Source organism: Salinihabitans flavidus (genome assembly GCF_900110425.1).
Classification (GTDB): domain Bacteria; phylum Pseudomonadota; class Alphaproteobacteria; order Rhodobacterales; family Rhodobacteraceae; genus Salinihabitans; species Salinihabitans flavidus.
The window spans coordinates 1-13,279 of record NZ_FODS01000044.1; the positions used below are offsets into that span (position 1 = coordinate 1).

Consider the following 13,279-nt stretch of genomic DNA (forward strand, 5'->3'; position numbering starts at 1 on the left):
TAGAGCGTAAAGACAGTCGTCCAGCGGCAGCAATGTGTGCCGCCGGAACGCGACGATCATTGCCTCCTCTTCCTCGCTGAGAACGGTTGAACGCGTGGCTCTCGGGCCGGTCTTCTGATCCTCCACCGTCGCACGCTTGCGCCACTTCGCAACGGTCTTGGGGTTGATGCCCAGCTCCTTGCTCAGCTGCGCGAGCGAAGCTTGCGATCGCTGTATTGCAGCTCTGACAGCGTGCGTGGTCGTGGCGCTCCCGTGACGAACTTGTCCCATAATGCTTCCTTCCATTCCCGAGAAAGGATCGCACCATCAAACCATGGGATCAAACACCTAGGGGCCATCGCCCCCTTTGGTGTCCCGCTCCGGCATGCGGTCGCATTCAAAGCCATAAGCTGGCCAAGGCGTAGTGTCCTGTTGATCAAGAGACCAGGCTTGGCATTTCAGGTCGGGATGGTGATGCTCGATCCAACGCAAAAGTTGTTCGCCATCGGTCGGAACGACGATTCCGGCGACTGGTTCGCCGTCTGCCAGTGCCGTTTCGACACGCCACGGTACCCGGTAGCGCGCCGATGGCAATTCGCCCTGGAGTTCATGATAAAGCGTGGCCATGCGCAGATTGTAGGTCATCGACACGAGCGGATTTTCGGTCGGGGCCTGCGCGACAAGCGAAGCGACCGTGTGGGGCAAGCCGGTGAATACCGGCTCGCGTGCCGTCAGTCCCTCGGCCATGATGAACGCCCGCCAACCGCCGAGGACGATCAGCACTAGGGCTGTCGTTGTCTGTGCCACCTTCCAGCGGCAAAGCCACCAACCGCAGGCTCCCACCGCCCCGACAAGCAAAGGTCCCAACACCGGCAGATGGAAAGCCTGAATGTCATAGGCTCCGTACCAGATCATGAAGGGCAGAAAAGACAGCGCCACGCCGAACACGAGCGCGACCCCGGTCCAGCTCGCATCGCGGCGACGCCATCCGGCGGCAAACAGGATCAAACCCGCAATGATCAATGGCAACGAAACCCACGGATGCGCCGAACGGAGCGTAACGAGAAGCGTCTCGGACGTGTAGGTAGATCGCAGTCCGGCACCGTAGAGGCCGCCGAAGTAACTGCCCGATATGTACTGAATAAGTTCCGTTGGTGTCGGCGGCAGCGGCATGTATTCGGAAAAGGCCGTCGCCGGATGATAGGCGATATAGGCAAGGTAAAGGTACTGGCTGGCACCGACCGCAATGACAAGGAGCACGGACGCGATCACCTTGGGACGAAGCAGGATCCGCCAGTGGACCAGTGTAAGAATCAGGAACAGCGGCACCATCATGATCATCATCAGGTGGTTGCCGAAAGAGAGCGCGTAGACCGCGCACGCGGCGATGAAATAGCGGCGCTGACTGGTTTCGACGAAGTGGACAAGCAGCAAAGTGGTCAAGAGGATGAAAGCCAGAGCGAGCGGGTAGACCTCCGCTTCGGTGGACTGGACCGCCATTAGCCCGGCGCTGCCGAGCAGGAGCGATCCTGCAATACCGAAGAGGATGCTTCGCGTCACCCGTTGGACGATCAGAAAGGCCATCGCATTTGCGATTGAACCGGGTATGGCGGCCATCATGAAGGTCATCGCGCGCCACGGCTCGACCGGCAGATCAAGGCTGCGCAGCAGGGCGCCGAGCATCAGCATCAGCGGGTAGCCTGGGCCGTGGACTAGGATCTGCGTGTGCGCAAGGGTCTGGAACTTGGCGGTATCGCCGGAGTTCATGACACCGCCGAGACCCGGAAACAGGCAGTAGCCATAGTAAAAGGCCCAGAAGGCGAAGATGCCGAGGGCGATGGCCGAAAGCGCCAGCCGCCGTAGCGGCTGCCCGGCATAACCCACCTGCATCGGGCGACCTTGTTCACTCATTGGAGCCAACACGCCGGATACCTCCAATGCATTCTGCAGATCTCATAGGAGCACCCGGACGCGCGGGAAGACAGCGACCGCAGCGTCATTCGGATGGAGCCGGGGCCGCAGTCGGCTCCACCTCTGCTTCAGCCTCCCGCATTGGCACGCCTGCCGCGAAAACGGGCGCCGCAAGGGTACCCCCGAGGCCGAATGGCAGACCAACCGAGGGAACGGATGCGTCGGAACCGGGGGCGTCGCTGTAAAGCGTCGCCTTCCCCTCAGCCCACAGTTCACCGATCAGAAGATCAGCCTCGCCCCCAATGTTGATGGCATAGCGCTCTCCAATGATCCGCGCTCCGGTCAGGCGCGCGCGACCCGCATCCACATGGATTCGGCCTTCGAGGGTGTCGAACATCGTGCGACCCGCTGCGGGAACCAGCGGGCCGTCCTGCTCGGTCATGAAATCGCGCCCCTGCGCCACGGCTTCCAACGTCAGTATCAGGTCGGCGCCGACAAGACTTCCGTCCCTAGCCTCGGCCTCGACCGTACCCTCCAACGTAGCAAGCATTCCGCCTAGCGTCTCACCGTGCGCCGTAAGTTCGAATTCAGACTGGAGCATGCCTTCCGGCAGTTGCGGTGGGCTGGCGAGGGGCGGCGGTACAAAAGTGAGAATATAGCGACCGACATCACCAACATCCACCTCTTCGAGGCGTCCCTTCGTCGCGATCCTCAGTGTGTCAGCGCCACCGCGCGGGTGCGGCCCAAGTGTCATCCCGGCTTCAATGCGTCCGAGATCGCCGGCGGAGCTGATATCGAAGTGCACATCGGTGCCACGTGTCTCGAGCCGGATCCGCGTCACTTCGATCTCCGGTTTCCCAAAACCGTCATCACGCAGATGCGCGGACATCTCAATGTCGAGCGGCGCAAGCCAGTCAATCGATGTCGATATCTCGCGCCAGGCACCCGAGCCGATTGCGACAGCGGTGTCTCGCCAGGCACTTTGCGCCCCGCGGGCGACGCGGTTGAGTTGTGCGAGCGGCGGCTCCTCCCCGGTCAGGGTCGCCGCGAGATCGCCAGCAACGAGGATTCCACCTACGGACATCGATGCATCCGCAACCTCGAACGACCGTGGCGCTGCGGTGAACCGCCCTTCTAGTGTGACCGGACCAGCGCCCGGCAGGCCGGTCACCATTGCAACCTGCCGCAGCGCACGCATGACTTCACTCTTTCCCTCGACTGGCGAAATGTCAGGCTGCGGGCGTGGTGGCAGTGAACCGTCATTCTCCGCAGCATTGGCGCCTCTGAGCGCCAGCCGTGCCTTGCTGCCACGTTCCGAAAAGACTGCCGCCGGATCGTCGATCCGCGCCTTGATGCGGATCTGCCGCTCTCCGGCGGGCAGTGCCCCCGTCAGCAGAACCGATGAAGAATCGGGAACCGCCGCCAGCCGCAGGTCAAGACCACGGATCTCGTCCGTACCCTGATGCGCAACGCTTGCGTTGGTCACGATCACCTCGCCCACCGGCGTCGCAAGTTCACGCGCCATCAGTGGCAAGTCAGGGGGTGCTGCATCCCTGTCATCAATCACGATCCGCGGACGGTCCAGCACCAGCTGAGCGATCTCGATCCGCCCGCGCAACAGGGGCCATGTCCTAAGTGATGCTGAAAGCGACGCGACCTCAATGCGCCACGCGACGCCGCCTGTGGAACCGGTAATGACTGAATTGGCCATCGTCATCTTCAGCCCCCGGTTCAGAGTGACCTCGACATCCTGTAGCAGATGCAACTCACCTCGCGTCCAGTCCTCCGCATATTCCGCCAGCGCGGACTGCAACTGTTGATGGGAGATCATATCCGGGAGTGCACGATAGGCGACAGTTGCAAGGCCGATGCACAGAATCACGGCAATCCCGCAAATATGCGCCCAGTGTCCCCGCGTCGAATGTAAGCGTTTCGGACTCACAGCATGAACCTGAAAAGGTACATGTTTCTCTCCTGACGATAGTAGCGTCATCGAACTTTCTTGGCTGAGATATAGGTCAGACGCGGCAAAAAAGTAAATGGAATCCACCGCATCGGTCCCGCGACGGGCCGAAAATTGCGCGATGCAACCACCTCATCCGAGTCCTGCGCACCACTCAGTCCACATACTCCTGACTTTCAGGTCGAAGTGTCTAACATCAGCACCTATGGGATAGATTTGAAGTTTTCATAACGGAGGATTTCTGGTTCATCGCAGCCATCAAGGAGCGAAGATGAACAGGAAATCCGGAACACCCAAGGACGCCGCTGCCAAGCTGGACTGCCTGCCTCTTCCGGCACTTGAGAAAACAGTCCGAAGTTTCGTTCAGGCTGGCTTGAACTGCAGACGGCATTGCAGCGTGTTTCTGAAGTTCTCGTGATCATACTGGCGCCAGCGAGTTCGCCTCCACCAGATGATGGCCCTGTTTCCCAAATCCCGCGAGCATCGGAGCCAGCTACCAGGCCTTGATCGCCCCATCAACCTGACAACGCCGGCCTCAAACAATGTCGATTGACTAAACCGACCAGCCGGTACACTACCGAAGGATGAAGACTGTGACGAGTGATACGAAGCGCAGAATACTCGAGGCTGCCGCACGTGTGGCGACGGCAAAAGGCGTGCAGGCGCTGAAGCTGGAGTCCGTCGCTATCGAGGCAGGGATCAGCAAAGGCGGGTTATTCTATCACTACAAAACGAAGGAAGAACTGCTCATTGCGATGGTTCAGGCCTTCGTTGACGTCACCGAGAACCGTATCGCTACGATCATGGCCGACGATCTTGAAGTAGGCGCATGGGTACGTGGGTTTCTCGATGCCTGCCAGATCGAAGAAGATCCTGAGGTCGGATCTTTCAGTCGCTTATCGGTTGCAATTATGGCCGCTGCGGCTAGCGACAAAGCTCTGTTGAAACCATTGAACGATCGACAGACGCACTGGCGCTCAGCCTTGAACGACAGCGGGATCGATCCTGCGGTCGCCCAGATCATTCGTCTCGCAGCCGATGGGCTGTGGATCAATGACATCCTCGATGTGCCAACTCTGAACGAAGACGAGCGCAAGGCGGTCTACGCGGAACTGGTCAGGATGTCCTATGGAAATCAGAACAGAGGGGAACGATAGATGGTAGTAAGAACAGAGGGGAGCTTTCAAATCTTGAAGGCATCTGACGGTGAGGTTTTGCCATCACATCGATCAACCTACCCGGAAATACCGACGTTCTATCGCGGCATGGAAACGCAGTTCGTCGAGATGGAAGTCGATCCTGAAGTTGCCGCAGCGCATCTTCCCGAACCGCTGGTGGCAGATCCCGATGGCGGCGCGATCGGAATCGCCCTCAAGATCCCGCTCTCGTCATATGGACCATTCAACGAGGCCGGAATTCATCTGAAATGCAGTTTTGAGGGGGAGCCCGCATACTACAACTCCCACCTCTTTCTCAACAACGTCACCGCCATCTGCGCTGGTCGGGAACGTTGGGGCGTGGCAAAGGAGTTCGCGGAGATTTCATTCTCTGATCATGAAAACGTCCGGGTCTGCGAAGTCGTCAAAGAAGGTGCTCTGCTTATGCGGCTTTCAACGACGTGGGATGCCTTGGCGGAGCCTGCGGAACTGCCCGTCCTGGCCCCCAATCTCAACCTCAAGATCATCCCGCGTGCCGATGGGCCGGGAGCTGCATTAAAGCAGTTGGTCCGGTACGAGTCGGAAGAAGTTGGAGCTTCGACACAATATTCCGGGCGGGGTCTCGTGGAGTTTCGCAGCACGGCCAAGACCGACTTGGCACCGCTCAATCCGATCTCGGTGGGACGCGGCTTCTTTCACAAGGGCGATTTGCAGGAGCTACACGGGGCGATCATCCACGACTATCTCGGGAAGCACTCTCAATGATGGTTGCGATACATTCACCTCCCTGCCGATGTTCGGCGCGATGTGGATTGGCTGCCGAGGCCGCTGTAGCCTTGCAGCATGTGCGCACATTCGATCCTCAAGCACTTTCAGACCAGCCACTTATGGCGAACCTCGTGACGATGAACGCTGACGGTCCGCGTAATGCGCCGGTCTGGTTTATCTGGGAGGAGGGGGCCAACTGGATGTTGGGGAACAAAGACGGCAGTTCTGTTCGTCGTCTTGGCGCTGATCCTCGTTGCGCGGTCGAAGTCGTGCACTTCGATCGACAAAAAAGAACACCTGCTGCACCTCGGAATGCGCGGGGCAGCATCGATCGAGTCAATGGAACCTGCGCGCTTCGATCGGCTTCTCGACAAATACCTCGGGTCGGATCGCTCGCGCTGGAACGCTTGGGTCATCGACAATATTGCCCGAATCAATGATCCGTCCGGACGCCTTGTCCGTCTGGTTCCAGAGACGGTTTTCACCAATAGCGTCTCGTATTTCCTGACTGGCCCGGAACTCGCGTGGACGGAAGGTATGCCGCTTTCCTGACCAATGCTTGCACCGGCACGACTTCGATTTCCTCCGCACTCCGCGGTATCGAAGAGTGCCATACGCCCCCATGAACATGTGCAGGCTGGCCTGACGGAATTGTCCATTCAAAATGAGGATGATCCGTGGGCATTGACAACCTCGCCGTAAACGGGCGCAGTATCGGCCATACCGTCAACCTAGAGGTGAGTTTGGTTGAACTTGATGCTTAGCATTGCTAAGTATCTGGATATGGGTGACTACCTGAAATTTCCGCCGTTACCCGGTTATCCGACTGTCAGGGGCAATTTACCTCCGGCATGTCTTGGATATCTGTTTCTTTTCGGCACAACGCGATCGAAGTTGAACGGACCCGCGCGCACCTGCGCGAAACCGGAAATGGCGCGAAGAACTGAAAGGAATTAACTATGAAGAAACTATCCCTGATCCTCGCCGCTGGCGCGATGGCCGCGCCTATCGCGGCGCACGCACAGTCCGACGAATGCGGAGACGTTTCGATCACCGAAATGAATTGGGCCTCCGCGCAGGTCGTGACCAGCGTTGCAACCTTCATCATGGAGCAAGGCTATGGCTGCGATGTCAGCGTGGTACAGTCCGATACCGTTCCCGCCGTCACCTCGGTTGCCGAGAATGGCGAACCTGACATTGTCACCGAGCTTTGGTTGAATTCGACCGGCGACGCCTACACCAAGCTGAAGGAAGACGGGAAAGTTGTCGAAGCTGGTCCCGTGCTTGATCCCGGTGGTGTGGAAGGCTGGTGGATTCCTACCTACCTTGCTGAAGAGCACCCTGAGCTGAAAACCATCGACGGCATCCTCGAAAACCCCGAACTGGTCGGCGCGCGGTTCTACAACTGCCCCGAAGGTTGGGGCTGCCGCGTTGTCAGTGACAACCTGTCCAGAGCGCTCGACCTTGAAGGCCACGGGATCGAGGTGTTCAATGCCGGCTCCGGGCAGGTGCTCGCCTCGTCGATGGCGGATGCCGTGATGGAGGAAGAGCCGTGGTTCGGCTACTACTGGGGGCCGACCGTGCCGCTTGGCAAGTACGACATGACCAAGGTCGATCTTGGCGAAATCGATGAAGAAGTGCATGCGCGCAACCAGAATCAGGATGCCGACAATCCGGGTGTATCCGACTTTCCGGCAGCGCCCATCCTGACCGCTGTGACCTCAACGTTTCAGGAAGAAAATCCTGCCGTGTTCGAGCTCATGCAAAACATGACGTTCAAGACGGAGGACATGAGTTCGGTTCTGGCCTGGATGGATGAGAACACTGCGTCTGCTGATGAAGCGGCCGTCTACTACCTGACCAACTATCAGGATCAATGGTCTGAATGGCTGAGCGACGAAGCGCGTGAAAACCTCGCTTCCGTTCTCGAAGAGGGCTAAAACGCTGATCGATGGCGGGGCCGATCGAATATCGGCCCCGCTTTTTTGTTGTGCGTCATGTCCTGAAATGCAGCGGCGCAAGGGAGAATAGTCACTATGGCAACATATGATTTCGTATTCCGGGCCCTTGGGCTGGAGAGATGGTGCACCAGCGGAGGTGACAACGCGGCACCGATGTCGATGGAAGCGCTTGTTGCGCAAAGTTCGGGTGAAGAGGCGTCCACCTCGATATGGGAGCTGCCGTTCCCATCAATGGATCGGCTCAACGATGCCTGCCAGGCCTTTCCGCAGTCGCGTAATGTCACGCGCGGTCTTGAACAGGGGTTCCTCAACGTCAAGGATTCGATGAGTGTCGTTCTGGATCCGCTCACGCAGCCGCTTTCGTGGATGCTCGAAGCGGCGCTTTACGGAATTCTCAACACACCATGGTGGATCGTGATCCCTGGCCTGATGCTCATTGTCTGGCTGGTCTCGAAATCCTGGCAATTGCTGGCCTTCGTGGCGATCAGCCTGGGCGGGCTCGCCTTCATTGATTATTACAGCTACGCGATGCAGACTCTGGCGATCATCATGGTCTGCGCATTCTTATGCGTGCTGTTTGGCGTGCCAATCGGTATTGCGATGTCGCGATCCGACAAGATGCGCGCGGGCACCATACCAATTCTCGACATGCTGCAAACCTTGCCACCGTTCGTTTATCTCATTCCGCTCATCTTTCTGTTCTCGGTGACAGAGCCGAAACTCTACGGGATCGCGATCATACTTTATGCAATCGTACCTGTGATCCGGCTGACCGATCTGGGCATCCGCATGGTGGACGAGTCGGTGATCGAGGCGGCTGAGGCCTTTGGCATGACTGATCGGCAGAAGCTTTACGGGGTGCAGATCCCACTGGCGCTGCCCAACATCATGGCGGGCGTGAACCAGACCATCATGATGAGCCTTGCCATGGTCGTGATCGCGTCGCTTGTCTCGGCGCCGGGTCTGGGTGTTCTTGTGCTTCGGGGAATCAACAACCTCGAGCTGGGCGTCGGTCTGGTGTCGGGGCTCGGCATCGTGCTGCTTGCCGTGATGCTGGACCGCACGACCAAGGCCGCGCTCAACCGTATCAACGCCTCGCAGAAAGGCTGATCCATGATAAAGCGATCGGAAAAGAATACCAAGATTGCGATCCGCAACCTCTACAAGATCTTCGGAGCAGATCCAGAAAGTGTCCTTGGATATGTCAGGGACGGGATGTCCAAGGCTGAGTTGCTGGAAAAACACAACCATGTCCTGGGCCTGAACAACATCAATGTCGACGTCAAGGAAGGCGACATCACGGTGATGATGGGGCTCTCGGGTTCGGGCAAGTCGACGTTGATCCGCCACCTGAACCGCCTGATCGAGCCGACGGCCGGAGAGGTGGACCTAGACGGCGTCAACATCGTCGATCTCAGCGGCAAGGAATTGCGCCGCCTGCGTCGCGAAGAGATGTCGATGGTGTTCCAGCACTTCGCGCTTCTGCCGCATCGCACGGTGCTGGAGAATGCCGGCATGCCGATGGATGTGCGCGGCGTGCCCAAGTCCGAGTTCGAGGACGAGGCCAACAAATGGCTCGATCGGGTCGGCCTGAAAGGCGTCGGGGATCAATATCCCTTCCAGCTTTCAGGGGGCATGCAGCAACGTGTGGGCATCGCCCGCGCGCTCTGCTCCAACGCGCCGGTCATGCTGATGGACGAGGCGTTTTCGGCGCTCGATCCGCTGATTCGCACCGACATGCAGGAGTTGCTTCTGGAACTTCAGTCGGAGTTGCAGAAGACGGTGGTGTTCATCTCGCACGATCTCGATGAAGCGCTGAAACTGGCCGATCACCTCGTGATCCTGAAAGATGGCTATGTGGTTCAACAGGGTGAACCACAGGAAATCCTCATCGCGCCGAACGACGACTACATCGTCGACTTCATCTCGGACATCAACCGGGCCCGGGTACTGCGCGTGCGCTCGGTGATGGAAAAAACCGAACGTCCACCCGAAAACCCCGCAGGTGAAGTCGATGAAAACGACAACCTTGAATCGGTGATCGCGCGATCCGAAGGCGAAACGGCGCTGACCTATATCGTCACCCGAAATGGGAAGCAGATTGGCACACTGAAGATGACCAATCTCGTCAAGGCACTCGTGCCCACCGCAGCCTCCGAAGAGGGGCTTCGCACCAGTGCTGTGTGACGCGATGAGATGACGGTGGCAGGAACGCGCGTCACTGCCTGATTTACATCCGTATGTCACAAAATGCGGTTTCGATACAAGTGGTTCCGGATGCATTTCCGGGAAGTCCGGTCAGACGGTGCCGCCAGCCCGATGCGAGATACGCTGATGGTCGCCGCCAAAGAGTCGCGCGAGATTGCCTTTATTGCGAACAATTTCGGCGATTGGTTGTTTCACTGCCACATGCTCAGCCATTCGGCGTCAGGCATGCGGAAATGGGTACTGGTCACATGAAGTGGCGCATCCTTCCTTCGTTCTATCTGTACTGCCCGAGCGGCAGACTGTTCAGGTGAAAACAACAGCAGCCGATCAGGCGGACGGAGGACACTGGGATGAAGAAAGCACCGTCCTTGACCGGTGCCGCTATGACCGTGCCATTTTCGCGGCAACTTCTCGGGCAGGGCCTCGTGCAAGTGGCGCTGGTGGTTGATGTTCGGAAGGGTTTACAATGACGTGGCCATGTGAGCCCGATGAGGGTTCTCGATTCGAGGAGAGAATGATTTGCTGACGAGACGCCATTTCATCGTGACCAGCGCGGCTCTGTTCTCACTGCCCATTGCCGGGCCGCTCCTGGCCAGCACCCGGCCGACGGAGGCGCAGATGGCGGAGTGGGACGCGCAGGTGACGCCGCCGAATTATGATCCGGCCACCTCCAATCCCTGGGGTCTGCACCCGCGATTCCTCCCACAGCGGGTCACCGCCAACGACGGTTTGAAGCCCGGCGACATCCATGTCGATGCGATTGCGCGTTACCTATACCACATTGAGGAGGAAGGCACGGCGATGCGCTACGGTGTCGCTATCGCGCGTGGCAATCTTTACGAACCGGGCACCTACACGATCCGTCGCAAGGTGCGCTGGCCGCATTGGACCCCGACCCGGGGGATGATTGCCCGGGACCCGGAGCTTTACGCCGAGTTTGCAGACGGGATGGAGCCAGGCCCGAGCAACCCGCTGGGCTCGCGTGCGTTTTATCTTTTTGTCGGGGATCGCGATACTTATCTGCGCATCCACGGCTCGCCGCATCCCGGGTCTATCGGCGGGCGGGCCAGTTCCGGATGCGTCCGTATGGTCATGGCGCATATCAACGACCTTTATCCACAAGTCGATACCGGGGTCACAGCCCACCTGTATGCTCCTGAAGATTCCATTTCTGCCCAGAGTTAATTGGTCGCGAATGCCAATTCCGGCCAAGGCGCATTGTCCACCCGATCATATGACACCGGCTGGCGGCATACCGGACGTTTTTTCCCGGCCTTTTAGGCCCCTGCAGCCGTGCAGATCGGACGACCGTCCGATGTGCGCAATGGCAGAAGGGTCGTCTCGACCCGACCGGCGTGGAGATACCAATAGCATCCGTCCTCAGGACGCAGCCGCGCGGACTGCAGGTCCTGATAGGGCGCAGCGAGTGTCGCCACGGCCTCCGGCACAGTTGTGGAGCGACCCGCATTGCTATCGATCGGTGCGGCGCATGCGCCCAGTGTCATGGCACCTGCCAATACTATCAGTGACCGACTAATCATATCCGCTCTCATTCAGATGCCCCTTTGCCCCATTGCAACAAGGTGAAACCTATCCGGGTTCTCTTTAAACGGCAACATTCTGGACGTACTGTTCGGTGCTACGATCTCGCGCAGGATCTACGCTTGGTCGCGGTCGCTCAGTTGGTTCGCGTCGAGAAAGACCTGCATGCCTGTATACCGATCCGTGACGGCGACGGGAAGGGGCCCCAACGCCGGATTGGGCAGGACATGGATACAAGGGCTGGTTCCGGAAAAGTCGATTGCGAAAAATCTGAAAGAAATTCTGAGGCCGATCCGGAGGTGCCGGGGATTCATGACGCAGCGGACGGCGTGGCCGACGACGGGGCGAGACGGATTCTTCGAAACACGAAGGATCGGTGCGCCGGGCAGGGCGGCGGATACACATGGCCGGGTAACAATGCGCCTCTTGATTTCATTGGATTTTTTCGGTTCTTGGCTGGGGTGGTAGGAAGCCTTGACCCCCCTTGAACCCCATAGGCTTTCCCGACTCGTCAGCAGATCTGGGGCACTCTTTGGGGCGGAACGACCGTACTCCCGCGCCTCAGACGACAGGACCGAGGGAGCAGGGACGGGCACACAGACCGACAGTCAAGCCATGGCACTGGCATGCGTTTCGTCCGCATCTGCTTCGGCTTCACGACAGGACTTGCGACAACCAGCGCCTAAATTCCCAAGCGCTGTCCTTCTGCTGCTTCATTCCAAAACGCTCAGGACCGCTGTGCCCCGCTTCATAACCACACGCCTGACGTGGTCGCGAATGTCTTCCACCGAATGGTCAACAGCGAGTTCAACCACGCGCTCTCGACGACTACGCCGTTCCCGCCAATGGGCATAGGGATAATCAGAAATGCGGGCGAAAATGGTCTCGTCCCGAGGATGCGGCATCGGCTTGGTACAACCGCTGTTGATCGGACAGAGCCAGATCGAATCCCTATGTGCGTTAATGAGGGATCTCGTATCGACTTCAAGAACATCGTGCTCCCGGTCGCGATAGGCCTTGGCATTTGTCAGCTTGTGGAGACGTTCCTCCGAAAGCCAGAAGAAGGCTTTAGTGTTCAGCAGCTCATACCAATCCGCCGGAGAAAGGTGGTGGGGCAAAGCCCTTCTCAGCCCTTCATCACTCATTGGGATCTGGTCACGCACAACGGCCCGGGGCAAACCTTCACCTGTCACTTCAACGCTCCTTGGCCGATGTCGGCTTTCGATCTCAGTACGTTTTGGTGGCTGGACGGCGTAGTGGTCCAAGAGCGCACTCGTACTCAGCAGCCCATGCTGCCGAATCGATACCCACGAGCCCCGCTCTGCCATGTGGTACAGCGTCGGGCAGTTAGTTATCAGCTCTTCAAGTTCCGCTTCGGTCACCACGCCCTCCGGTCAATAACGTTGCGCCAATTGAAGTCGGTCGACAGTAGCGAGACGGGCCGACCTGATATTCTTTCGATCTCTTCAACGAAGCTGATCGTTTCCTGAGAGCCCGATTTGAAACTAATTGAGTGAGTTCAGCAGGTTGTGCTTCTGTTCGGTTGCAAAGCTGAACGGAGATCACGATGGCCTGGACCGAACTCACTCGCCGCCAGCATGCCCGAGCGGGTGGCAAATACGCAAGCGATTTGACAGACCCCGAATGGGCACTGATCGCGCCTTTCATGCCCGCACCCAAGACCACGGGCAGACCCCGCACGACAAGCTTGCGCGACGTGTTCGACGCGATCCTCTACATGGCGACGACCGGGTGCCAGTGGCGGATGCTGCCGAATGACTTTCCGCCGG

General features: G+C 58.6%; 13 protein-coding genes and 1 pseudogene. 9 read left to right on the forward strand and 5 right to left on the reverse strand.

What is annotated here, in order from left to right:
* From BMW66_RS18740 to BMW66_RS18750, 3 genes and pseudogenes are all read right to left on the reverse strand, one after another.
* Window positions 1-270, reverse strand: a pseudogene (locus BMW66_RS18740) (IS481 family transposase); the annotation flags it as partial.
* Window positions 271-327: 57 nt separating this feature from the next.
* The gene (locus BMW66_RS18745; RefSeq protein WP_139196278.1) at window positions 328-1,917 is read right to left on the reverse strand and encodes a protein O-mannosyl-transferase family; all 1,590 of its coding nucleotides are present in this window, start codon (window positions 1,915-1,917) and stop codon (window positions 328-330) included.
* 58 nt (window positions 1,918-1,975) lie between these two features.
* Window positions 1,976-3,721: an AsmA-like C-terminal region-containing protein gene (locus BMW66_RS18750; RefSeq protein WP_175483324.1), complete on the reverse strand. Its 1,746-nt coding sequence runs from the start codon at window positions 3,719-3,721 to the stop codon at window positions 1,976-1,978.
* Window positions 3,722-4,437: 716 nt separating this feature from the next.
* Here BMW66_RS18750 and BMW66_RS18755 point away from each other — a divergent pair.
* The 8 genes from BMW66_RS18755 to BMW66_RS18790 all read left to right on the forward strand — a co-directional run bounded on the left by BMW66_RS18755 (window position 4,438) and on the right by BMW66_RS18790 (window position 11,132).
* Complete coding sequence (locus BMW66_RS18755; RefSeq protein ID WP_093120661.1) at window positions 4,438-5,010, forward strand: TetR/AcrR family transcriptional regulator; 573 nt, start codon at window positions 4,438-4,440, stop codon at window positions 5,008-5,010.
* A complete protein-coding gene (locus tag BMW66_RS18760; RefSeq protein ID WP_093120663.1) occupies window positions 5,011-5,775 on the forward strand; it encodes an acetoacetate decarboxylase family protein in 765 nt (254 codons plus the stop codon).
* A gap of 240 nt (window positions 5,776-6,015) precedes the next feature.
* Window positions 6,016-6,330, forward strand: a complete 315-nt coding sequence (locus BMW66_RS20680; RefSeq protein WP_245729560.1) for a hypothetical protein — start codon at window positions 6,016-6,018, stop codon at window positions 6,328-6,330.
* A gap of 407 nt (window positions 6,331-6,737) precedes the next feature.
* The gene (locus BMW66_RS18770) at window positions 6,738-7,718 is read left to right on the forward strand and encodes an ABC transporter substrate-binding protein (RefSeq protein ID WP_093120664.1); all 981 of its coding nucleotides are present in this window, start codon (window positions 6,738-6,740) and stop codon (window positions 7,716-7,718) included.
* Window positions 7,719-7,814: 96 nt separating this feature from the next.
* Window positions 7,815-8,849, forward strand: a complete 1,035-nt coding sequence (locus BMW66_RS18775) for an ABC transporter permease (RefSeq protein WP_093120665.1) — start codon at window positions 7,815-7,817, stop codon at window positions 8,847-8,849.
* A gap of 3 nt (window positions 8,850-8,852) precedes the next feature.
* Window positions 8,853-9,926 (forward strand): betaine/proline/choline family ABC transporter ATP-binding protein, encoded by a 1,074-nt coding sequence (locus tag BMW66_RS18780; protein ID WP_093120667.1) that lies wholly within the window; start codon window positions 8,853-8,855, stop codon window positions 9,924-9,926.
* 147 nt (window positions 9,927-10,073) lie between these two features.
* Window positions 10,074-10,199 carry a multicopper oxidase domain-containing protein gene (locus BMW66_RS18785; protein WP_342741893.1) on the forward strand — a complete coding sequence of 42 codons (126 nt, stop codon included), beginning with the start codon at window positions 10,074-10,076 and terminating at the stop codon, window positions 10,197-10,199.
* A 267-nt stretch (window positions 10,200-10,466) separates the two neighbouring features.
* On the forward strand, window positions 10,467-11,132 hold the full coding sequence (locus tag BMW66_RS18790; RefSeq protein WP_093120670.1) for a L,D-transpeptidase: 666 nt from the start codon (window positions 10,467-10,469) through the stop codon (window positions 11,130-11,132).
* 92 nt (window positions 11,133-11,224) lie between these two features.
* On the opposite strand, the gene BMW66_RS18795 is transcribed toward BMW66_RS18790, so the two are convergent.
* The gene (locus BMW66_RS18795; protein ID WP_245729559.1) at window positions 11,225-11,452 is read right to left on the reverse strand and encodes a hypothetical protein; all 228 of its coding nucleotides are present in this window, start codon (window positions 11,450-11,452) and stop codon (window positions 11,225-11,227) included.
* Between the two features lie 750 nt (window positions 11,453-12,202).
* Window positions 12,203-12,871, reverse strand: coding sequence for a DUF7002 family protein (locus tag BMW66_RS20180; RefSeq protein WP_139196280.1), 669 nt, complete (start codon window positions 12,869-12,871; stop codon window positions 12,203-12,205).
* A 185-nt stretch (window positions 12,872-13,056) separates the two neighbouring features.
* On the opposite strand from BMW66_RS20180, the gene BMW66_RS18810 reads away from it, so the two are divergent.
* A partial coding sequence (locus BMW66_RS18810) for a transposase (protein WP_139196282.1) occupies window positions 13,057-13,279 on the forward strand: 223 nt, incomplete at its 3' end.